The organism is Mammaliicoccus sp. O-M54, assembly GCF_022386035.1.
Lineage (GTDB): Bacteria > Bacillota > Bacilli > Staphylococcales > Staphylococcaceae > Mammaliicoccus > Mammaliicoccus sciuri_A.
Genome location: NZ_JAJNJE010000003.1, coordinates 320,960 through 344,620, shown reverse-complemented (window position 1 = coordinate 344,620; position 23,661 = coordinate 320,960). Strand labels below are relative to the sequence as shown.

Sequence of the window (23,661 nt, the reverse complement as noted above, 5' to 3'; positions counted from 1 at the left end):
GCTTTTTTTATTTTATAGGAGGAACGAACAAATGAATTATAATCATCAACAAATTGAAAAGAAATGGCAAGATTTTTGGGCAGCTAATAAAACATTTAAAGCTAACGATAATCTTGGACAAAAGAAATTCTACGCTTTAGATATGTTTCCATATCCATCTGGCGCTGGTTTACATGTAGGACATCCTGAAGGTTATACAGCTACAGATATCGTCTCAAGATATAAAAGAATGCAAGGTTACAATGTACTTCACCCAATGGGTTGGGATGCATTTGGTTTACCAGCTGAGCAATATGCTATCGATACAGGGAATGACCCTAAAGAATTTACAGCTAAAAATATTGCGACTTTTAAAAGACAAATTCAAGAGCTAGGTTTCTCATATGACTGGGATAGAGAAGTGAATACAACTGACCCAGACTACTATAAATGGACGCAATGGATTTTCATTCAATTATATAATAAAGGATTAGCTTATGTTGATGAAGTAGCAGTAAACTGGTGCCCAGCTTTAGGCACAGTATTATCTAATGAAGAAATTGTTGATGGTGTTTCAGAACGTGGAGGACATCCAGTTGTTCGTAAACCAATGAGACAATGGGTATTAAAAATCACTGAATATGCAGATCGCTTATTAGAAGATTTAGATGAATTAGATTGGCCTGAATCTATTAAAGATATGCAAAGAAACTGGATTGGTAGATCTGAAGGTGCTGAATTAAAATTCAATATTGATAATACGGATTTATCATTTGAAGTATTTACAACTCGTCCAGATACAATTTACGGTGCAACTTTTGCCGTACTTTCACCAGAACATCCTTTAGTAGATTTAATTACGACTGAAGATGAAAAAGAAGCAGTTGAAGCATATAAATTAGCAGCTTCTCGTAAATCTGATTTAGAAAGAACAGATTTAGCAAAAGATAAAAGTGGTGTATTCACTGGTGCATTTACAACAAACCCATTCACTGGTAAAAAAATGCCGATTTGGGTTGCTGATTATGTGTTAATTAGTTATGGAACAGGTGCAGTTATGGCAGTTCCAGCACACGATGAAAGAGATGCTGAGTTTGCAGAGAAATTCAATTTAGATATCATCACAGTATATGATGAAGATGGAAAAATGATTGATTCAGATGTATTAAATGGCTTAACAAAAGAAGAAGCGGTACCTAAAGCAATTGAATTACTTGAAGAAAAAGGTATCGGTCATAAAAAAGTAAGTTATAAATTAAGAGATTGGTTATTTAGTAGACAACGTTATTGGGGTGAACCAATTCCAGTTATTCATTGGGAAGATGGTACAATGACAACTGTTCCTGAAGAAGAACTTCCATTAATCTTACCTGAAACAGATCAAGTTAAACCATCAGGTACAGGAGAATCTCCTTTAGCTAATATCGATGATTTTATTAATGTTGTAGATCCTAAGACAGGCATGAAAGGTCGTCGTGAAACGAATACGATGCCACAATGGGCAGGAAGCTGTTGGTATTACTTAAGATATATAGATCCTCATAACAATGAACAATTAGCTGATCCTGAAAAACTTAAACACTGGTTACCAGTAGATTTATATATCGGTGGTGTAGAACATGCCGTGCTTCATCTATTATATTCAAGATTCTGGCATAAAGTGTTATACGATATCGGTGTAGTACCAACTAAAGAGCCTTTCCAAAAATTATTTAACCAAGGTATGATTCTTGGTGAAGGTAATGAAAAAATGAGTAAATCAAAAGGTAATGTCGTTAACCCTGATGATATTGTACGTTCTCATGGTGCAGACACATTACGTCTATATGAAATGTTCATGGGTCCTTTAGATGCAGCAATTGCATGGAGTGAAAATGGATTAGACGGTTCACGTCGTTTCTTAGATAGAGTATGGCGTTTATTTGTTACAGAAGAAGGGAAAATTACGGATAAGGTCGTTGAAAATGAAACTCCAGACCTAGACAAAGTGTATAACCAAACAGTAAAGAAAGTAACTGAAGACTTCGATACACTAAACTTCAATACTGCAATCAGTCAAATGATGGTATTCATTAATGATTGTTATAAACAAGATCAAATCAGCAAAGCTTATGCTGAAGGGTTTGTTAAAATGTTATCACCAATTGCGCCACACATTTCTGAAGAATTATGGCAAAAACTTGGTCATAACGATACTTTATCTTATGAAGAATGGCCAACATTTGATGAGTCATTACTAGTAGATAACGAAATAGAAATTGTTATCCAAGTTAACGGTAAACTAAAAGACAAAATTAAAATTTCTAAAGATTTATCGAAAGATGAAATGGAAGCAGTTGCGATGGATAATGAAAAAATCAAAGAAGCGATTGAAGGTAAGACAGTCCGTAAAGTGATTGCAGTTCCACAAAAGTTAGTTAATATCGTAGCAAATTAATCAATTAGGAGTGTTCTAGTGATGAAAGAAATTACAGTAACAGAATTAGCAGAAAAAATTACATCTAATAGTCCAATTAATATAGTTGATGTGAGAGAAGATCATGAAGTAGCGTTAGGTGTAATACCTGGCGCAAAACATATTCCAATGGGAGAAATTCCAAATGAATTAGATCATTTCTCTAAAGACCAAACATATTATATTATATGTGCAGGTGGCGTTAGAAGTGCTCGAGTAGTTGATTATTTAAATGACCATGACATTGATGCAGTAAACGTAGAAGGCGGCATGAATGAGTGGGGCGACGATGGTTTAGAAAACAAAAGAATTTAATGAAGAAATAGATAAGGCTGAGACATTTTAAAATGTCTCAGCCTTAAATAATGTGTGAGTATAATATTGTTTAGAGTTAGTAACAATTTAGAGCAGTTTTGTAAATAAGGGTACCATAAATCACACCTCATACTATATTCATGCTATAGAAATTTAATCATTAAATTGTGCGGCGTTATAGCCTGCTACATATCCTGTGACAAGTGCACTTGTTATATTATAGCCACCTGTATAACCGTGGATATCTAGTACTTCTCCTGAGAAGTATAGTCCTGCACATATTTTGGATGCCATTGTATTAGGTTCGATTTCTTTAATATTAACACCGCCACCTGTTACGAAAGCTTTATCGAGTGGAAGTGTACCATTTACTGTGAATGTAAATGATTTAAGGTTTTCTACGAATGTTCGAATGGCTTGCTGGGACAAGTGATGGTATGTCACATCTAAATCAATACTTGACTGTTGTAAGATAAAATGTAAATATCTTTCTTGGACTAGTCCTTTTAGTGCATTTTTAATCGCTTTATTTGGTTCGTCTTTTAATTTTTTTACAATTTGTTGTTCTAAGTCATGTGCTTTAATTTCTGGAAAGGCATCTATAGACATTTGTATGTCGGTTTTCTTTTGAGATTTTTGTTCTTTATAAACAAATTGACTACATCTTAATGCTGCTGGTCCTGAAACGCCAAAATGTGTAAACAACATATCCATTTGATGTGTGATTCTAGGTTTACCATTTTTCTTAAGGACAGATAGTCCAACATTTTGTAAACTTAATCCTTGTAGTGTTTTGTTTTTAATGAATGGTTCACTAGATTTAATTGGTACTTCTGTTGGGAATAGTTCTGTTATGGAATGACCTAAACGCTCAGCGAATTTATACCCGTCTCCTGTCGATCCAGTATGTGGTACACTGCAACCGCCTGATGCGATGATGACAGTCTTTGCAGGGATAAATGTACCATCTTGTAGTGTGACGCCTGTTATTTGTTGATTTTCACTTTCAATAGATGATACTGTAGTTTCTTGGCGTATTTCTACACCATTTTGTTTAATGGAATCAACTAGTGCATCAACAACATCTTGAGCGCGATTTGAAACAGGGAACATTCGTCCGTGATCTTCTTCTTTTAATTGTACAGATCTAGATTCAAAAAATTGTATAATAGATTCATTATCGAATGTTGAAAATGGACTATATAAGAATTTTCCATTACCAGGAATGTTTTTTATAATTTCTTCATAAGGTAAGCGGTTGGTAACGTTACATCTACCGCCACCAGATATGCGGAGCTTTCGTCCTAAGCCTTTTTTCTTTTCGAGTAGCAAGACGTTTTTACCATTTGAACTTGCACTATATGCGGCCATTAAACCACTAGGTCCAGCGCCGATAATTATTGTATGATACATAAGTTACCTCCATAAGTCGATGTAATAATATTTTAACGAATAATGTGTCTTTAAAAAAGTAGTAGAATAGAAATAAACCTGTTATTATTAAATTTAAAAGTAAATTAGATAGGGATGAAATTATGTCAGAAAGTAAAGCGCTAGTAAGGGGAACCTTCCTACTTACTGCAAGTATTTTAATAACAAAAGTAATTGGTATTCTTTATTTAATACCTTTTTACGCTATTATAGGCGATGAAAAAAATCTTGCTCCATTTACATATGCTTATCAACCATACACAATCATGATAACAATAGCAACTGCGGGCGTTCCTTTAGCAGCTGCGAAATATGTATCTAAATATAACGCATTAGGTGCTTATAAAGTAAGTAGAAAATTGTACCGGTCAAGCTTTTTAGTTATGACGGTATCAGGATTTATCGGATTTTTATTACTTTATTTCTTATCACCAACTATTGCTCAATTAACTTTAGCAAATAAAGGTGGTATAGAAGGTGGATGGGGTATAGAAGATATTACAACTGTTATTAGAACAATAAGTTTTGTAGTATTATTTATTCCATTACTCGCAACATGGAGAGGGATCTTCCAAGGATTTAATTCAATGGGTCCTACAGCAGTATCTGAAGTAACTGAACAAGTAGCACGTATCGCATTTATACTTGGCGGAAGTTATATCGTATTAAATGTAATGGATGGTTCTGTATTAATGGCCAACCAAGTTGCAACTTTTGCAGCTGGTATCGGTGCAATTATCGCATTACTGACTTTACTTTATTTTTGGATGAAGAGAAGACATTTAATAAAAGCAGAAGTTGAACAAGATACAAGTGATATTGATGTATCGTATATCAAAATATATAAAGAAATCATTAAATACAGTATTCCATTTGTAATCGTAAGTTTATGTTTCCCGATTATTAATTTAATTGACCAGTTTACACATAATACTGGATTAGCGATGGCAGGTGTAGGTAGTGAATTACAAGATATTTATTTCACAATGCTGAGTATGACAACTAATAAAATTGTTATGATTCCAACATCTCTTGCAGCAGGATTCGCAGTGAGTTTAGTACCATTTATTACGAATACTTACAATTCAGGTAGAATTGATGCAATGCATCATCAAATTAGAAAATCATTAGGCGTATTGTTATATTTAACAGTCCCAGCATCACTTGGCATTATGGTATTAGCACAGCCATTATATAATGTGTTCTATAGTTATAATCCAATGGGTACAGAAATATTATTCTGGTATGCGCCAGTTAGTATTTTAATCGCATTATTATCTGTAACAGCTTCAATGTTGCAAGGTATTGATAAACAAGCCTTAACAGTATGGATCGTTATCGCGTCATTAGTCATTAAAGCAGTTATAAACTTACCACTTATTATGGTATTCCATACGTTAGGTGCTGTTATTGGTACGGCAATTGCATTATTAGTAGCTGTTATCTTAAATTGTGTTGTTCTATATAAATATGCAGACTTTAAATTTAATATCACAATTTACCATACATTAAGAATTACTTTCTATACTATAATCATGGTATTATTCGTTGAGTTAAGTTACTTTATTGTGTCATTAATCATTGATCCAACATCTAAATTAGGTGCGCTTATCACACTTATTGTCGGTGGATGTGTAGGTGTAATCGTATATGGATATTTAACAATGCGTTCTCGTTTAGCGGATGAATTTTTAGGTGATTTAACTGCAAAAATTAGACGCAAAATTAAGTGGGTGTAAATGATGAGATTAGATAAATTTTTAGCAAATTCAGGTATCGGAACAAGAAAAGAAGTTAAAAAGTTTCTAAAGAAAAATCTCGTTTCTGTTAATGATGAAATCGTTAAGAAACCTGAAATGCATATTAATCCAGAAGAAGATGTCATAACATTTGATGATATCCCGATAGAATATGAACCAGTTGTTTATTTAATGATGAATAAGCCAGCTGGATTCGTTTCAGCAACAGAAGATGATGAACATGAAACTGTCATTGATATTGTTCCAGAATATATGCATTTAGATTTATTCCCGGTAGGGCGTTTAGACAAAGATACAGAAGGTTTATTACTTTTAACAAACGATGGTAAATTCTCGCATCAACTTATGAGTCCGAAACAAAAAGTCGCTAAAAAGTATTATGTTGAAGTATCTGGACACATTTCAGATGATGCAATAGATATTTTTAAAGCAGGCATTGATTTAGGAGACTTTACGTCTTCTCCAAGTGAATTAGAAATTGTAGAAAATGGGGAGGACTCTATTGCTTACGTTACGATTTACGAAGGTAAATTCCACCAAGTTAAGCGAATGTTTCATGCGATAGGTTGTGAAGTGACTTACTTAAAACGTGTTCAAATTGCTGATTTAGAACTTGATGACCGTTTAGAACTTGGTGAGTATAGACATTTATTAGAAGAAGATTTTAAACTTTTAAATTTATCTGTTTAAAATGTTTAGAAAGATTTCCTCGGGGTAATATAATAACTATTAACTAAATAGAGGTGGATACAAATGGCTAAAAAAGCAGGATTATTTAGAACGTTAGTAGTATTAGGGGGAACTGCAGCAGCAGTTGTCTTATCTAAAAAAGAAAATAGAGATAAATTAAAAAATGAATACGGGAAATATAAAGAAGATCCAGAGAACTACAAAGAAAATGCTAAACAAAAAGCAAATGAACTAAAAGGTAAAGCACAAGACGAGTACTCAAAATATAAAGAAGATCCAACTTCTTATAAAGAGTCAGCTAAAGAAAAGGCAAAAAATGAATTCCAAAAAGCAAAAGAAGATCCAAAAGGTTATGCATCAAATGCTAAATCTCGTCTAAAAAAAGAAGATCAAGATCCAACTGAACAAAGAGAAGCTAAATTTGATGATGAAGGCGGAACTGCAAACAACAATTTAAGAGTTGTTACAGAAGAAGACTTGAAGAAATAATTTTCTTCTTATGTTCAATATTGGCTAAAACTAGGGCAACTTATTTGTCCTAGTTTTTTGTTAACAACTTTTGTCGTGTCGGGAAATAATAAGATTCAAAAAAATAATTTTATATAAGACTTTAGTCGTACGTAAAAGGAAATAACTTTTCGCATAAAAAATTAAAAATTTATCGGTAATTCTATTTCATATTTACAAAAATATCATGTATTATATAGATAACTATTCAAGTTAAGAAAGAGATGATTTTCGATGTGGAGAAATAAAGTTAAAGAATATGAAGAAGATATTATAAATGATTTAAAGGGGCTATTAAGCATCGAAAGTGTAAGAGATGATGCAGCAAGTACATACGATGCGCCAGTTGGACCAGGTCCAAAAGAAGCGTTAAATTATATGTATAAGTTAGGGGAAAGAGATGGATTTTCTCACGTTGATATAGACAATATCGCAGGTAGAATTGAAGCGGGTAAAGGTGACGATTTATTAGGTATACTTTGCCATGTCGACGTTGTGCCAGCAGGTGCTGGATGGGATTCTAATCCGTTTGAACCTGTAGAAACAGAAGATGCAATTATTGCAAGAGGTACACTTGATGACAAAGGACCAACAATTGCAGCATACTATGCCGTTAAGATACTTGAAGATATGAAAGTCGAATGGAAAAAAAGAATACATATTATTGTAGGTACTGACGAAGAATCTGATTGGAAATGTACAGATCGTTATTTTGAAACTGAAGAAATGCCTTCAGTAGGTTTTGCACCAGATGCAGAATTCCCTCTAATCCATGGAGAAAAAGGGATTGTAACATTCAACATCGTTCAATCTGGTTATGTGGAAGATAATGATGAGCCTGAAGTAGAATTAAAAGCATTCTTCTCAGGTGAAAGATTCAATATGGTACCAGATACTGCTCAAGCTAAATTACTTATCAAAGAACAAATGACGAATGTTGTTCAGAAATTTGAATCATTTTTAAATGAACATGAGATTGAAGGCGAAACAACAATTGATGAAGGATTCTTAAACATCGTTGTTCATGGTAAATCAGCTCATGGTATGGATCCTACATTAGGTGTGAATGCTGGGTTATACCTTATTCAATTCTTAAATGAATTAAATTTAGATAAATACGCGAGCTCATACGTGAAATTTGCAAATGAATATTTAGTTGATTCTCCAAAAGGTGAAAAAATGGGTATGAAATTTGCTACTGAAGAAATGGGTGAAGTGACGACTAATACAGGTATTATGAGTTATACAGATGTAGATGGTGGTCAATTTGGTATTAATTTAAGATATCCAGAAGGCTTTAATTTCGATCAGTCAATGTCTCGTTTTTCTGAAGAAGTGAAAGAAAAAGGCTTCGACATTGAAATGGACAAACACCAAGTTCCACATTATGTAGATAAAAATGATCCATTCATTGAAAAATTATTATCAGCATATCGCAATCAAACAGGTGATCAGTCCGAGCCGTATACAATCGGTGGCGGTACATATGCTAGAAACTTAGATAAAGGTGTGGCATTCGGTGCCATGTTTAAAGATTCTGAAGATTTAATGCACCAAAAAAATGAATATATCACGAAAAAACAATTATTTAATGCAACTGCAATTTATTTAGAAGCTATATACAATGTCTGTGTAAAGGGTGATGATGAATGAGTTATATTTATATAAATGATGAGTTTGTTGATGAATCTGAAGGTAAGGTTAGCTATTCTGATAGAGGTTATAACTTTGGTGATGGCATATACGAATACATACGTATATATGATGGTAAAGTATTTACATCTAAAGAACACTATGAAAGATTATTTAGAAGTGCGAAAGAAATCGGACTTAATTTAGACGCGTATTCTGTTGAAGGTTTAACAGAAGTAACAAAAGAATTAGCAGCAAAGAATAATGTTGTAAATGGTGGCGTGTATATTCAAGTGACACGTGGTGTTGCACCTCGAAACCATCCGTTTCCTGATGCGAGTACAAAGCCTGTATTCTCAGCATTCTCTAAAAGCTATGACAGACCATATGACGAATTAGAAAATGGTGTTAAAGCTATTACAGTTGAAGATATCAGATGGTTAAGATGTGATATTAAGAGCTTGAACTTATTAGGTAACGTGTTAGCAAAAGAGAAAGCTACACAAAATGATGCTGCTGAAGCAATCATGCATAGAGGCGAAACAGTTACAGAAGGTAGTTCAAGTAACGTTTATGCGATTAAAGATGGCAAGATTTATACACATCCTGCAAATAATTTAATTCTTAATGGGATTACGAGACGTGTTATAAAAGAATTAGCCGAGGATTTAAATATTCCATTTATTGAAGAATCATTTACATTAGATTTCTTAAATAATGCAGATGAAGTGATTATCTCAAGTACATCTATTGAAGTCATGCCAGTTGTGCAAGTAAATGATCAAAAAATAGGTGACGGAAAAGTCGGACAAATTACGAAGCAATTACAAAATGCATTTAATAATTATATAGAGTCAAAATCATAAAAATTTTTTAGTGTAATTTTAATATCTTAAGTAATTCAAGTGGATACTGAATTTATAAGACTTATTGTATATGAATAGGTTCAAAATACTCGAAAGTTTTCATTTATGAGGTTGAAATCTTAACCGAAAGATAATAAAATTTAAATCAAGCGCACTAAAATTACAAAAATTAAACAAAAATTTTTAAGATTAAAATATGACTCTTGAAAAAGAATATTCTTGAGTCTTTTTCTTTTTCTTTTATTGAAAGTGAGGTGGATAGGTTGGAACATTTTTATCAATTAGGATGGACATTAGACTCAGCAGGTGGTGCATCTGGTGAAGCATATATGGCAGAACAAGATGGCCGCAAGCTCTTCCTAAAACGTAATTCAAGTCCTTTCTTAACAGCATTATCTGCTGAAGGTATCGTGCCAAAATTAGTTTGGACAAAAAGAATCGAAACAGGAGAAGTTGTAACTGCACAACATTGGAAAAATGGTAGAGAGTTAGTCCAAGATGAAATGAATTCTAACCGTGTTGCCAAACTTCTTAAAAAAATACATTCTTCTAAACAATTATTAAATATGCTTAAACGTATGGAAATGAAACCTATGCATCCAGAGATTTTATTTAATAAAATTAACAGCTCATTGTCACGACATGTATTGTCTAACCGCACTGTGAGAAAAGCATTGTTATATCTAGAAGATAACATGCCAACATTAGACAGTAGATTCTATACAGTCATACACGGAGATGTGAATCACAATAATTGGCTTTTATCTGATCAAGATGAACTTTTCTTAGTAGATTGGGAAGGTGCAATGATTGCAGATCCAGCTATTGATATCGGAATGATTTTATATACTTATGTTGATGAGAAAGATTGGTCAGATTGGCTAAGTATGTATGGCATTAACGATACGCATGATTTAAAGAAACGTATGAAGTGGTATACATTGATTCAAGCTATCGCAATGGTAGAGTGGTATGAAGAGAAAAAACGTTATAAAGATATGAATGATTGGTTACACTTCTTAAATGAAGTGATGACAAGAAATGTATTTATATAAGGAGTAACTTTGAATGAGAATGAGAAATAAACCTTGGGCTGACGATTTCTTAAAAGATCATCCCAATATAGTAGATGTAGATCTTAATCATCAATATAAGATGGCAGAATGGTTTGATAAAGATCAACCCATTCATATTGAAGTCGGAACTGGTATGGGTAGATTTATTACTGAGACGGCTAAACAAAATCCTAATATCAATTACGTAGCAATTGAAAAAGATAAAAATGTTATGGTCCGTGTTCTTGAAAAAGTTAAAGAAATGGAATTAAACAATATTAAATTGATTAATCAAGATGCTAAATTATTAACAGAGTATTTTGTTGAAAATGAAGTTTCTAGAATTTATTTGAATTTTTCAGATCCATGGCCAAAGACAAGACATGCTAAAAGAAGATTAACTTTTTCTAGCTTTTTAGAAATTTATCAGCACATTTTGAAAAAAGATGGGCAAATACATTTCAAAACAGATAATCAAGGATTATTTGAGTATAGTTTAGAAAGTATGTCTCAATATGGTATGTCATTTGATTATATTAATTTGAATTTACATGAAGATGAGCCTGAAGATAATATCCGTACTGAATACGAAGATAAATTCTCTAGTAGAGGTTTTAGAATCTATCGTATGGAAGCAAGCTTTAAATAAGGAAGTTGGAATCGTTATGATTCTAACTTCTTTTTTTATGCCATTTTTAACTAATGTGTTGTAGCAATCATGAAAGATGTTCATTACTCTAATTAGTGATAAAATAATAATAAATGATTGGAGGGGAATTTCTTGTTAAATATAGGTGATTTTAAATTATATCCATTACAAGGTGGTATTACTCAAATGGATGGTGGTGCAATGTTTGGTGTCGTTCCAAAAGCATTGTGGACTAAAAAATATCCGCCTAATGAACTTAATCAAATACCTCTCGTAACACATCCAATATTCGTTCAAACAGATGAACACAATATTATAATTGATGCTGGGATAGGTAATGGTAAATTAACAGATAAACAAAAAAGAAACTATGGTACAACTTATGAAAGTGATATTAGTAACTCATTAAAGCAATTTAATTTGACCATAGATGATATTGATATTGTATTGATGTCTCATATGCATTTTGATCATGCTTGTGGACTTACAACTGCAGATGGTCAATCAGTATTTAAAAATGCAACAATTTATACATCACAAATTGAATGGAATGAATTGAGAGCCCCAAATATACGAAGTAGTGCTACATATTGGGAACAAAATTATAAAGGTATTGAACATCAAGTTGTAACATTTGTGGATTCGATGGAAATCGTTCCAGGCATTAAAATGATACATACTGGTGGTCATAGCGCTGGGCATAGTGTCATTGAAATTGAAAGTAATGGTGTGAAAGCTGTACATATGGCCGATATCTTGCCTACATTAGCCCATCTAAATCCTTTATGGGTTACAGCTTATGATGACTATCCAATGGATTCTATTAATGCTAAGGAAAGGCTTTTACAAAGATATATTAAAGAAGATTATTGGTTCGTGTTCTATCATGATGCCAATTATTTTGCGCTTAAGCTTGATGAACAAACGAAGGGAATTAAAGAAGAAATAAGAAGGGATGATTTAATTGAAATATAATTTTGATGAAGTGATTGATAGAAGGGGAACAGCAACAGTAGCATATGATGGACAACGTAAAGTTTATGATTATGAGAACTTAGAACCATTTTGGATCGCTGATATGGATATTAAGACACCTGATTTTATTATTAACCATTTGAAAAACAAATTAGATCAAGCACATTTCGGTTATTTAGTATGGAAGCAAGAAGCATATTTAAATGCGATTAAAAATTGGTATAAAACAAGATTTTCTGTGAATATACAAAAGAATGATATATATTATGTGCCAAGTATTTTGTTTACGGTAACTGAAGTTATACGTGAATTTACGAAAGAAGGCGAAGGTGTCTTAATACATACACCTTCATATAATGCCTTTTTAAATTTAATTGAAGGTAATAAAAGAGTTGCTGTCGAATCTCCGTTAGTTGCGACGGATAATGGTTATGAGTTGGATAAAGAACAATTTGAAGAAATGGCAGCGCGTGATGATGTTAAAGTGTTAGTACTGTGTAGTCCTCATAATCCAACAGGTAAAGTTTGGACTAAAGAAGAATGTGCATTTATGAAAGATGTGTGTGAAAGACATGGTGTCTTTATTGTTTCTGATGAAATTCATATGGATTTTGTGAGAAGTGAAAATGGATTCTATTCTATGACAAATGAAATGACATTAGATTCTCCAATTCTTGTTGTTACTGGATTAGGTAAAACATTTAACTTAGCGAGTTTAGCAAGTAGTTATATGATTACAAAACATCGCTATTTCACATTACAATTCAATCGTAAATTGGCAACATATTATGGATTGTCTGCTGCAAATACATTGGCTGTTGAAGCAGTTAAAGTAGCCTATAATGAAGCAGGTGAATGGGTAGATCAATTAAATGAACATATCGAGAAGAATATGACCATCTTAGATGAATTTATTAAAAATGAAATGTCTGATCAGTTATCATTTATTAAACCTGAATCGACATATTTAGCTTGGATAGACTTTTCTAAAAGTGGTTACGTAGAAAGTGATGTTCAAAAAGCATTGCAATCTGTAGGTAAACTTGCAACAGGCATCGGACATTCATATGAGCTTGGAGAAAGTCATCATTTCAGAATGAATTTAGCTTGTAGTGAAGAAAAATTAAGAAGCGGTTTAGAATCTATCAAAAAGTCATTCGACGCACTAGATCACGATGAAGTTAAATAATGTTTCAGTCATAAAAAATAGAGTCTGAGGTTTAAATTAATCACTCAGACTCATCTTTTTAAACTTATTAAATTTCAAATATATCAATGACTTGGCCATTAAAGGCATCGGCTATAAATTCATAGTGTACTTGTTTACCATCATTGTTAACGGTAATACCACCATGCACAACTTTAGTTTCAATGCCAAATTTTTGGTAGGTCTTTGGGATATGTAATATATAAGAGGCTTCAACATTATTAAATTGTGCTTTGACTTGTTTAAGTATTTCTTCACAACTATATGGTTTATATTGCTTAGCATATACGATAGAAGCAATAATTCCTAAACCAGTAAAAATGGACAATAATATAATGAAAAAGCGGAACTTATTATTCTGCATGACCATGCCTCCTTCTATTTAATTTAAGTTTAACACAAAGACTGAATGATAGATAAATATTTCAATAAGGAGATTTACAATGACACAAATTAGACAAGAAACACTTAATAGAATGAAAGAATTAACAGAATTACACGCTGTACCTGGATTTGAAAACGAAGTTCGTGAATATTTAAAGGAAAAAATGGCACCATTTGTTGATGAAATTATTGGTGATAATATGGGCAGCATATATGGCGTGAAAAAATCTAAAAAAGAAAATGCTCCTAAAGTATTAGTAGCAGCTCATATGGATGAAATTGGCTTTATGGTTACTGAAATGACAAAAGAGGGTATGTTAAAGTTCACACCACTTGGCGGTGTGTCATCAGACGTATGGCTATCACAAACACTACAGTTAAAAACGCTTGACGGTAAATACTATAACGGCGTAGTTGGTAGTATTCCTAAACATTTTAGAACAGGTAAAGAGTCAGGAGTTTCTATTGAAGATATGCTTTTAGATGTTGGTGCAGAAAGCATTGATCAATTAAAAGAAATGGGCATTAAAATTGGTGATACAATTGTTCCAAGTACGAATTTTGAACAACTAACAGAGAATAGAATACTCGCTAAAGCATGGGACAATAGATATGGTTGTTTAGTTGGATTAGAATTATTGGAAGCAGTTAAAGATGAAGAGCTTGATGTTGATTTATATGTAGGCGCAAATGTTCAAGAGGAAGTTGGTTTAAGAGGTGCTTCAGCAAGTGTGAATTTAATCAAACCAGATTTAGCATTAGTTGTGGATTGTTCACCTGCAAATGATATGAAAGGACACGTTGGCTTATCAGGTGCTTTAGGAAAAGGTGTATTAATTAGAATTTTAGATCGTACGATGATTTTATCTGAAAGAATGAGAGATTATTTAATTGAAATGGTTGAAGAAAAAGAAATTAATCATCAATACTTCCAATCACCAGGTGGTACAGATGGTGGAGAAATTCATAAAGCTCTAACAGGTATCCCAACTGCGGTAATCGGTGTTTGTGCTAGATATATCCATACAAGTAAAGCTATTTATGACGCAAGAGATTACGAAAGTGCAAAATTATTACTCAATGAAATCGTGTTAAATTTAAGTTCAGAAAAGATTGAATATTTGAAATTTAAATAGTCCAGATTTTAGTAATTGACAGTAGTTGTAATTCGGTCTAAAATATGTTTATTCCGATTTGGATACTAAGAATAGAGGGATGTATAAATGAAAAAGGGTATATTTTTAATTATTGCATTAATTGTTGTGTTAGCTGCATGTGGAAACAGCAACGACAAGAAAGAAAGTAGCAAGAAAGATGATAAAACAATTGTAGTAGGTACAGAAGGTACGTATTCACCATTTAGCTTCCATGATAAAAATGATAAGTTAACTGGATATGATGTAGAAGTAACAAAAGCAGTTGCTAAAGAAATGGGATACAAAGTTGAATTTAAAGAAACACAATGGGATTCAATGTTTGCTGGGTTAGATTCAGGACGTTTTGACATGATTGCTAACCAAGTTGGTATCAACGATGAAAGAAAAGCAAAATATAAATTCTCAGATCCATACACTTATTCAAATGGTGTATTAGTAGTAAATGAGAATAATAAAGACATTAAATCATTCGACGACGTTAAAGGTAAAAAATTAGCACAAACTTTAACATCTAACTATGGTAAACTTGCAAAATCTAAAGGTGCAGATATTACTAAAGTAGATGGCTTCAACCAAGCGATGGATTTATTACAATCAAATCGTGTTGAAGGTACTTTCAATGATAATGTTTCATATTTAGATTATAAAAAGCAAAAACCTAACGCTAAAATAAAAGCAATTCAAGGTGATGCTGAACAAAGTCAATCTGCATTTACATTTAGTAAAAAAGAAGATGACAAAGTGATTAAAGATTTTAATAAAGGTCTAAAAACTTTAAAAGATAATGGCGAATTAGAAAAAATAAGTAAGAAATGGTTTGGCGCTAATGTTTCAGAGCCTAAATGATGAGCAACTTCATGCATTAAATGCTGCCAAACAAGCATTTCTACCGATGTTAGAGGGGCTAGTTAAATATTCTATTCCTATTACTTTAGTTACTTTTGTGCTTGGTTTAATTTTGGCATTAGTTACAGCATTAATGCGTATATCAAGTAGTAAAGTTCTAAAAGGGATTGCACGTTTTTATGTTTCAATCATTCGTGGTACACCGATGATTGTTCAATTATTCATTATCTTTTACGGAATCCCTGAGATTGGTAGATTGGCAACAGGAAATGCAGACAATCAATTAACTTTGTCACCTGTCATAGCTGCGATAATTGGTCTTTCTTTTAATGTAGGTGCATACGCATCTGAAATTTTAAGAGGTGGAATTATGTCTATTCCGAAAGGTCAAACTGAAGCGGCATACTCGATTGGTATGAATTATAAACAAACTGTACAAAGAATTATATTACCTCAAGCAATTAGAGTTTCAGTACCTGCATTAGGTAATACATTCTTAAGCTTGATTAAAGATACGTCTTTACTTGGCTTTATTTTAGTAGCAGAAATGTTTAGAAAAGCACAAGAAGTCGCTTCTACAACATATGAATTCTTAACGATTTATTTACTAGTAGCGATATTGTATTGGATTGTATGTTTTATCATATCAATCGTTCAATCTTACTATGAATCTTATATTGAAAGAGGGTATCGTTCATGATTGAACTTCAAAATATTAAAAAGTCATTTAATGATAAAGAAGTCATCAAAGGGATTAATCTTTCAGTAGATAAAGGTGAAGTGATTACTTTGATTGGAAGATCAGGTTCTGGTAAGACAACTTTATTGAGAATGATGAATGCATTGGAAATTCCGACTGAAGGTACTGTAGTTGTTAATGGCGAAACGTACACGGCAGATAATAAGAAGTCACAAATTAAAGTGCGTAAACAATCAGGTATGGTGTTTCAAAATTACAACTTGTTTCCACATAAAACAGCAATTGAAAATGTTATGGAAGGTTTAGTTACTGTTAAAAAAGTAAATAAACAAAAAGCATATGACGAAGCACTTCAACTTTTAGAAAAAGTAGGATTAGAAAGTGTTAAAGATCAAAGACCTCATGCTTTATCTGGTGGTCAACAACAACGTGTGGCGATTGCGAGAGCATTGGCAATGAACCCTAAAGTGATGTTATTTGACGAACCGACATCAGCATTAGACCCAGAGTTAGTGAATGATGTATTAAAAGTTATTAAAGATTTAGCCAATGAAGGTATGACGATGGTTATTGTTACACATGAAATGAGATTTGCTAGAGAAGTTTCTGATAGAATGATATTCATTCATGATGGTTTAATCGGTGAAGAAGGTAAACCGGAAGAAATGTTTACTCAACCGAAAACAGACGCATTGAAGAAATTTCTAAATGTTATAGAAGTATAAAGTTTCAATATACACATGTTATTATTTTAATTTAAATAATGACATGTGTATTTTTTATTGTATAATCCTTTTAAGGAGTGTGAATAAATGGAACGCGTAAAATCTTTTTTTAATCGAACAATTATAGATGGATTAAGTTATATGGCTTTAGGTTTGTTTAGCACATTAATTGTTGGACTGATTATTGAAACTTTAGGCCAATCATTAAATACATATTTTGATACTTCAATGATGATAGAAATAGGTAAGTTAGCTCAAACTTTAACTGGAGCTGGGGTAGGGGTAGCAGTGAGTTACGGTTTAGGCGCATCACCACTCATTATATTTACAACTGCTGTAACAGGAATGTATGGATATGAACAAGGGGGCGCTGTAGGTAGTTATTTATCTTCAGTATTTGCAAGTGAACTTGGAAGATTATATTCAGGCAAAACTAAAATAGATATTATTTTATCACCGATTTTAACGTTATTTATAGGTGCAGCAATTGCAAAGTTTATAGCACCATTTATCGATGCATTTATGAAAGCATTAGGAAACTGGATACAATTAAGTACGGATCAACAACCTTTATTAATGGGGATATTCGTCAGCCTTATAGTTGGACTTACACTAAGTAGTCCAATTTCAAGTGCAGCTTTAGCGTTAATGCTTGGCTTAAGTGGAACAGCGGCAGCAGCAGCTACGATAGGTGGTTGTTGTCATATGGTCGGATTTGCAGTAACAAGCTATAAAGATAATGGTATTTCAGGTGTTATTGCTCATGGTATTGGTACAAGTAAACTTCAAATTCCAAATTATTTAAAGCAGCCTTTTATATTAATACCACCAGTCGTAGCAAGTATTGTCGTAGCGCCAATTATGACAGTCTTTTGGCCAATGGAAAATAATGCTGCTGGTGCTGGAATGGGTTCAAGTGGACTTGTAGGGCAAATTATGACGATTAAAACAATGGGTAGTACGACTGAAGTATACTTACAAATTGCATTCTTCCATTTCTTATTACCAGCTGTAATCAGTTTATTTGTTTATCAATTGTTGAAGAAGTATCATATAATTAAAGATGGTCAACAAACATTAATGATAGGAAGTGCAAAGAAATGAAACAATTAACGTCAATCGAAGAATACAAATCATTGATTAACGAACCAACAATATTTATGTTCACAGCATCTTGGTGTCCGGATTGTCATTTCATAGATCCTGATTTACCTGGACTTGAAGAGAAATATCATCAATATCAATTCGTATCAGTTGATCGTGATGAATTTATTGATTTATGCCAAGAAGTTGATGTTATGGGCATTCCAAGTTTTATCGCTTATAACAACGGTCAAGAACTTGATAGATACGTTGGTAAAGAAAGAAAAACAATTCCACAAATTAGTGCATTTATTGATGGATTAAATAATTAAATTTATATAAAAAAAGCAGGTCGAAAAAAGTTTCTTTTATTTTCGAATTACCTGCTTTTTTATTTTATTTAACTTCATTTAAATATGTTTATCACTGTTACATAACTGCGATTTGTTGTAAACTATATAGAGGTATAAAAATAGGAGTGTTAAGTATGAATGTCTTTCAAATGAGAGATTTATTAAAAGACCGATTGAAAACTTTAGATGCAAATTTTAAGTTTGATAGGGAAAATGAAAGTTTAAGAATTGAACGAACGGATAATCAAAAAGGGCTTTCAGTTAAATTAGCTCCGATTATTGCTAAATATAAAAATAACGGTAATAAAACAATAGACGAAATTGTTTATTACGTCACTGAAACAATAAATGCAATGCAAGATGAATCCAATAAAGAAATTAATAAAATTGAGATCTTGCCTGTCATAAGGTCTACTAGTTTTCATAAAGAAACGAAAGAAGGTACACCTTTTGTCATTGATGAACATACAGCTGAAACAAATATATATTATGCGCTTGATTTAGGAAATACTTATAGACTAATAGATGAGTCTATGCTCAGTGAACTTAATTTAACGAAAGAACAAATTAAAGAGCAAGCGTTATTCAATATTAAAAAGAGAAAAACAACGTACAAGTCTGATGAAGTTCAAGGCAATACATTCTATTTCATAAACACGAATGATGGATATGATGCTTCACGAATTCTTAATCAAACATTCTTAAAAGATGTTTATCAAAATATTGAAGGGGAAATGTTATTAGCTACACCTCATCAAGATGTATTGGTGATTTGTGATATTAAAAATGAAATTGGATATGATATTGTAGCGCAAATGACGATGCAATTCTTCCAAAATGGCTTAGTGCCAATAACATCATTATCATTCTCTTATACACCTGATAAACCTTTAGAACCAATATTTATTTTAGGTAAAAATCACTCTCGTAAGAGAAACCAAGAAGTTATTGAGCGTTTAGAAAAAAATAGAGAAATATTTAAAAAAATGAAAAATAATCAAAAAAGATTGTAAGGAGTAGGAGAAATGAATTTATTTTATAATAAAAATGGTGTTGGCGACGTATTAATGGTTACTTTTGAACCTTTAACTGAAGGATTAGAATATGATTTTCAAAATGATTTAACAATTATCAAAAGCGAAGATAAAATTGTTGGATTGAATATATTCAATGCTTCTAAATATGTTCAAATAGAAGGCAATGGCAATATTAAAGTTGAAGAGAAACACATTAATAGTATTCAAGACTTACTAGAGAAAAATAATATTAATTATAAATTAGACGTTGATTTATCTCCTAAGTTTGTAGTAGGATACGTATCTGAAAAATCAAAACATCCTGATGCAGATAAACTATCAGTATGTAAAGTTGATGTTGGAAATGAGACATTACAAATTGTATGTGGCGCTCCAAATATTGATCAAGGACAAAAAGTTGTTGTTGCTAAAGTAGGAGCGGTAATGCCTAGTGGAATGATTATTAAAGATGCAGAATTACGTGGTGTTCCTTCTAGCGGTATGATTTGTTCAATGAAAGAACTTGATTTAGAAGGTGCTCCAAAAGAAAAAGGTATAATGGTACTTGATGATAGTTATACTGTAGGAACACCATTCTTTGAAGACGAAAGGTAGTGAACCTATGAGTTGGTTTGATGATATATTCGGGCAATCGAAAAACGAACAAAAAAATGAAAAGCAAAAAAGCGATCAAGTGTCTTTTGATCATCATCCAGATGACGATTCAACTAATGAAGAAATTTATAGAAGACCTAAAGGCAAATTTAGATTTCCGATACAAATGGAATATGAAGAGCAATCAAATCAAGAGCATCATCAATATGATAATGAAACAAGTCAACGAGAAGAGAAATATCATGATAGTAGATTTTATGATGAAAGCTCAGCTTCTTTTCCAACGAATAGAAGAAGACGTAGAAGAAATCGTAATGTAGATTCATATGAACCTGCTAAGAAGTCAAGAAGTTATGACCAGAATGTAACACATCATTACGGTACGAAAAGTAAACAATCTTCTCAACGATACGACAACAGTAAACGTCATCATGATGACTATCAATTTGAAGAGAGATTAAATGCTTTACATCAGCCAAAATTTAAAGCTTCTGAAGTACCTTCAGCAATATTCGGTATGAGAAAACAAAAAGAAGTTCCTAATAGTGGTTTGAAAAATCATTCAGCTCAATCTTCACAAAATGATGCTGTAAAAGAAAATAAACGTAAACAAAGTAGTGAAATCGTACGAGATGTCCCTACTTATTCAAAGACGGACAATACGATTAACATTGAAAATATTTATGCTTCACAAATTGTTTCTGAAATTAGAAAAGAACGTGAGAAGAAACTTCAAAAGAAAAAACAATTTGAAAAAGCTTTAAGAGAAAAAAGAGAACAAGAACTTAACAGTCTTGATTCAGAAGAGAAAAAGTCACAAATTAAAAATCAAGACTATTATTTAAAACAACAAGCGTCATTTATTAAAAATGATCCAAAAGATTATCAAGACGTGGAAGATGAACAAGAAGACTTACACGATGAATTACAAAATGACATACATCAAGATGCATCAAACGACTCTCATGAAGAGACGGCTAATTCCAATGCGTTACAACCAGACGTCAACGATTTAACTACATATGAATTTAAAGAGATAGACTTGGATTTTGATGATACAGAAGAAGACATTCAACAAGACGATGTTGATGAAATCGTTGAAGAAGTTGATGCTGAACAAGAAGAAGTCAACTCAACTCACGATTCAAACGAAGAGGAAGTTTCAGAATTTGAAGAAGTAGAATCAGACAATGAAGTAGAAGAAATTAATAATGCTGAAGATAGTACTGAAGTTGAAGAAATACAGCATTTTGAAGAAGATAAAGATGATTCTAATGAAGCTGTTATCGAACCTTCAGAAATAATCGATACGCATGACTCTCTTGATGAAGACGATGATGCATCCGTTACACAATCAGAACAATTTGTCGAAGATGATATTTATTTTGAAGAAGTAGAAGATTCTGATTCTGAAGCGGAAGAAATAGATACAATCGATAATGCAGAAGATGTATTAACATTTGACGAAACAGAAGAAGATAGAGATGAAAGCTTATTCGAGTCTGATTATGTTGATGTGGAAAGTAATACTGAAACAGAAGAAGCGGATAATGTTATTGCAGAAGAAGAATCAAATAACGAACCTATAGAAGTAGAGGACACGGTTCAACAACCTGAAGAACCTAAAGAGACAACTTCTCACGAACCTATCTTGAAGCCTAAGCCGGTAAGGAAATCTTCACCATTTAACGTGATGATGACACCTTCAGATAAGCGTAAACATCAAGCATTTAAGAGTTCATCAAATATCAACAAGACACAAACATCAAACATACAACAAACAGAAAGTGAATCTCAAAACGAACAACATGGGTCTAACCAAGCTGTTAAACGTAAAGGACCATCTTATGTACTTCCACCAGTATCTATATTAGATGATGTTGTCGAGGAAGAAGATAATAGTGAATGGTTAGAGGAAAAGAAAAAAGAACTAGATGAAGCTTTTTATCATTTTAATGTGCCTGCACATGTAGTAAATATGATACAAGGGCCAACTGTAACGAGATTTGAATTATCTGTTGAAAAAGGTGTTAAAGTATCTAGAATTACTGCTTTACAAGATGACATTAAAATGGCATTAGCAGCTAAAGATATCCGTATCGAAGCACCTATTCCAGGTACAAGTTTAGTAGGTATCGAAGTGCCTAATCAAAGTCCTAAAAAGATTCCTTTAGGCCAGATGATCACGTCTAAACCTTTCCAACAAGCAGAGAGTAAACTAACTGTAGCTATGGGCTTTAAAATAAATAACGAGCCGCTATTAATGGATATTGCAAAGACACCTCATGCGCTCATTGCCGGTGCTACAGGTTCTGGTAAGTCAGTATGTATTAATGCTATTTTAACAAGTTTACTTTATAAAAATCATCCAGATGAACTGAAACTATTACTGATTGATCCTAAAATGGTAGAACTTGCACCGTATAACAATTTACCGCATTTAGTTGCGCCAGTTATTACCGATGTAAAAGCGGCAACAGCTAGTTTAAAATGGGCTGTTGAAGAGATGGAACGTAGATATAAACGTTTTGCGGAATTACATGTTAGAAATATTACGGCATTTAATAAGAAAGCAAATTACGAGCAAAGAATGGCAAAAATCATTATAGTTATAGATGAGTTAGCTGATTTAATGATGATGTCACCTCAAGAAGTTGAACAATCTATTGCTAGAATTGCACAAAAAGCTAGAGCATGTGGTATACATATGATTCTTGCGACACAACGACCATCCGTCAATGTGATTACAGGTTTAATTAAAGCAAACGTACCAACAAGAATATCATTCATGGTATCGTCTTCTATTGACTCTAGAACAATTCTTGATGTTGGTGGAGCAGAGAAATTACTTGGTAATGGTGATATGTTATATCTTGGTAACGGTATGAATAAACCGATAAGAGTTCAAGGTGCATTTGTATCAGATGATGAAATTGACGAAACAGTTGAAAATGTAAGTAGTCAAATGAAACCAAATTATCTATTCAAAGAAGAAACATTGTTGAAAAAGGTAAATGAACAACCTGCTGATGCACTGTTTGATGAAGTTTGTGAATTTATGTTAAACGAAGGTCATATTTCAACTTCACTTATACAAAGACATTTCCAAATTGGATATAATAGAGCAGCTAGAATGATTGATAACCTTGAAGAGAGAGGTTATATATCTGGACCTAATGGCTCTAAACCAAGAGATGTACTCATTACTAAAGATATGATAGAAGAAAGAGAAACTAACATTTAAGAAATAGAAGGAGTGAC

22 protein-coding genes are annotated in these 23,661 nt (G+C 32.5%); 20 read left to right on the top strand and 2 right to left on the bottom strand.

The window, feature by feature from the left end; translation table 11 throughout:
• Positions 1 to 31: 31 nt before the first annotated feature.
• On the top strand, positions 32 to 2,416 hold the full coding sequence (gene leuS / locus LQ673_RS07580; protein WP_191835876.1) for a leucine--tRNA ligase: 2,385 nt from the start codon (positions 32 to 34) through the stop codon (positions 2,414 to 2,416).
• Between the two features lie 21 nt (positions 2,417 to 2,437).
• Positions 2,438 to 2,749, top strand: coding sequence for a rhodanese-like domain-containing protein (locus LQ673_RS07575; protein WP_191835877.1), 312 nt, complete (start codon positions 2,438 to 2,440; stop codon positions 2,747 to 2,749).
• 153 nt (positions 2,750 to 2,902) lie between these two features.
• Here the strand turns inward: LQ673_RS07575 and LQ673_RS07570 are convergent, their stop codons facing one another.
• Positions 2,903 to 4,162, bottom strand: a complete 1,260-nt coding sequence (locus tag LQ673_RS07570; RefSeq protein ID WP_191835878.1) for a BaiN/RdsA family NAD(P)/FAD-dependent oxidoreductase — start codon at positions 4,160 to 4,162, stop codon at positions 2,903 to 2,905.
• Between the two features lie 122 nt (positions 4,163 to 4,284).
• On the opposite strand from LQ673_RS07570, the gene LQ673_RS07565 reads away from it, so the two are divergent.
• From LQ673_RS07565 to LQ673_RS07525, 9 genes are all read left to right on the top strand, one after another.
• A complete protein-coding gene (locus LQ673_RS07565) occupies positions 4,285 to 5,919 on the top strand; it encodes a putative polysaccharide biosynthesis protein (RefSeq protein ID WP_025905265.1) in 1,635 nt (544 codons plus the stop codon).
• 3 nt (positions 5,920 to 5,922) lie between these two features.
• Positions 5,923 to 6,630: a pseudouridine synthase gene (locus LQ673_RS07560; RefSeq protein WP_191835882.1), complete on the top strand. Its 708-nt coding sequence runs from the start codon at positions 5,923 to 5,925 to the stop codon at positions 6,628 to 6,630.
• A gap of 63 nt (positions 6,631 to 6,693) precedes the next feature.
• Positions 6,694 to 7,119, top strand: a complete 426-nt coding sequence (locus tag LQ673_RS07555) for a YtxH domain-containing protein (RefSeq protein ID WP_025905267.1) — start codon at positions 6,694 to 6,696, stop codon at positions 7,117 to 7,119.
• A 252-nt stretch (positions 7,120 to 7,371) separates the two neighbouring features.
• Positions 7,372 to 8,790 (top strand): dipeptidase PepV, encoded by a 1,419-nt coding sequence (pepV, locus tag LQ673_RS07550; RefSeq protein WP_037588588.1) that lies wholly within the window; start codon positions 7,372 to 7,374, stop codon positions 8,788 to 8,790.
• Positions 8,787 to 9,635 carry a D-amino-acid transaminase gene (gene dat, locus LQ673_RS07545; protein WP_037588586.1) on the top strand — a complete coding sequence of 283 codons (849 nt, stop codon included), beginning with the start codon at positions 8,787 to 8,789 and terminating at the stop codon, positions 9,633 to 9,635. The genes pepV and dat overlap by 4 nt, the downstream gene beginning before the upstream one ends.
• A 263-nt stretch (positions 9,636 to 9,898) precedes the next feature.
• Complete coding sequence (locus LQ673_RS07540; protein WP_025905270.1) at positions 9,899 to 10,690, top strand: phosphotransferase family protein; 792 nt, start codon at positions 9,899 to 9,901, stop codon at positions 10,688 to 10,690.
• A 13-nt stretch (positions 10,691 to 10,703) separates the two neighbouring features.
• The gene (gene trmB / locus LQ673_RS07535; RefSeq protein WP_025905271.1) at positions 10,704 to 11,339 is read left to right on the top strand and encodes a tRNA (guanosine(46)-N7)-methyltransferase TrmB; all 636 of its coding nucleotides are present in this window, start codon (positions 10,704 to 10,706) and stop codon (positions 11,337 to 11,339) included.
• Positions 11,340 to 11,471: 132 nt separating this feature from the next.
• Positions 11,472 to 12,314 carry a YtnP family quorum-quenching lactonase gene (locus tag LQ673_RS07530; protein ID WP_232193771.1) on the top strand — a complete coding sequence of 281 codons (843 nt, stop codon included), beginning with the start codon at positions 11,472 to 11,474 and terminating at the stop codon, positions 12,312 to 12,314.
• On the top strand, positions 12,304 to 13,503 hold the full coding sequence (locus LQ673_RS07525; protein WP_159315519.1) for a MalY/PatB family protein: 1,200 nt from the start codon (positions 12,304 to 12,306) through the stop codon (positions 13,501 to 13,503). Before LQ673_RS07530 ends, LQ673_RS07525 begins: the two co-directional genes overlap by 11 nt.
• A 67-nt stretch (positions 13,504 to 13,570) precedes the next feature.
• On the opposite strand, the gene LQ673_RS07520 is transcribed toward LQ673_RS07525, so the two are convergent.
• Complete coding sequence (locus LQ673_RS07520) at positions 13,571 to 13,885, bottom strand: hypothetical protein (protein ID WP_159315520.1); 315 nt, start codon at positions 13,883 to 13,885, stop codon at positions 13,571 to 13,573.
• Between the two features lie 79 nt (positions 13,886 to 13,964).
• On the opposite strand from LQ673_RS07520, the gene LQ673_RS07515 reads away from it, so the two are divergent.
• The 9 genes from LQ673_RS07515 (at position 13,965) to LQ673_RS07475 (ending at position 23,644) form a co-directional block, all read left to right on the top strand.
• Positions 13,965 to 15,041 carry a M42 family metallopeptidase gene (locus LQ673_RS07515; protein ID WP_239705213.1) on the top strand — a complete coding sequence of 359 codons (1,077 nt, stop codon included), beginning with the start codon at positions 13,965 to 13,967 and terminating at the stop codon, positions 15,039 to 15,041.
• 87 nt (positions 15,042 to 15,128) lie between these two features.
• Positions 15,129 to 15,908 carry an amino acid ABC transporter substrate-binding protein gene (locus tag LQ673_RS07510; protein ID WP_058611995.1) on the top strand — a complete coding sequence of 260 codons (780 nt, stop codon included), beginning with the start codon at positions 15,129 to 15,131 and terminating at the stop codon, positions 15,906 to 15,908.
• A complete protein-coding gene (locus LQ673_RS07505) occupies positions 15,889 to 16,608 on the top strand; it encodes an amino acid ABC transporter permease (protein ID WP_191835880.1) in 720 nt (239 codons plus the stop codon). Before LQ673_RS07510 ends, LQ673_RS07505 begins: the two co-directional genes overlap by 20 nt.
• Complete coding sequence (locus LQ673_RS07500) at positions 16,605 to 17,333, top strand: amino acid ABC transporter ATP-binding protein (protein WP_025905278.1); 729 nt, start codon at positions 16,605 to 16,607, stop codon at positions 17,331 to 17,333. Before LQ673_RS07505 ends, LQ673_RS07500 begins: the two co-directional genes overlap by 4 nt.
• An 87-nt stretch (positions 17,334 to 17,420) precedes the next feature.
• The gene (locus tag LQ673_RS07495) at positions 17,421 to 18,437 is read left to right on the top strand and encodes a PTS sugar transporter subunit IIC (RefSeq protein WP_159315521.1); all 1,017 of its coding nucleotides are present in this window, start codon (positions 17,421 to 17,423) and stop codon (positions 18,435 to 18,437) included.
• The gene (locus tag LQ673_RS07490) at positions 18,434 to 18,748 is read left to right on the top strand and encodes a thioredoxin family protein (RefSeq protein WP_025905280.1); all 315 of its coding nucleotides are present in this window, start codon (positions 18,434 to 18,436) and stop codon (positions 18,746 to 18,748) included. The genes LQ673_RS07495 and LQ673_RS07490 overlap by 4 nt, the downstream gene beginning before the upstream one ends.
• A 155-nt stretch (positions 18,749 to 18,903) precedes the next feature.
• Positions 18,904 to 19,782, top strand: coding sequence for a DUF1444 domain-containing protein (locus tag LQ673_RS07485; RefSeq protein ID WP_025905281.1), 879 nt, complete (start codon positions 18,904 to 18,906; stop codon positions 19,780 to 19,782).
• 12 nt (positions 19,783 to 19,794) lie between these two features.
• Positions 19,795 to 20,400 (top strand): YtpR family tRNA-binding protein, encoded by a 606-nt coding sequence (gene ytpR, locus LQ673_RS07480; RefSeq protein ID WP_037588570.1) that lies wholly within the window; start codon positions 19,795 to 19,797, stop codon positions 20,398 to 20,400.
• A 7-nt stretch (positions 20,401 to 20,407) separates the two neighbouring features.
• Positions 20,408 to 23,644, top strand: a complete 3,237-nt coding sequence (locus tag LQ673_RS07475) for a DNA translocase FtsK (protein ID WP_191835884.1) — start codon at positions 20,408 to 20,410, stop codon at positions 23,642 to 23,644.
• Positions 23,645 to 23,661: the final 17 nt, after the last annotated feature.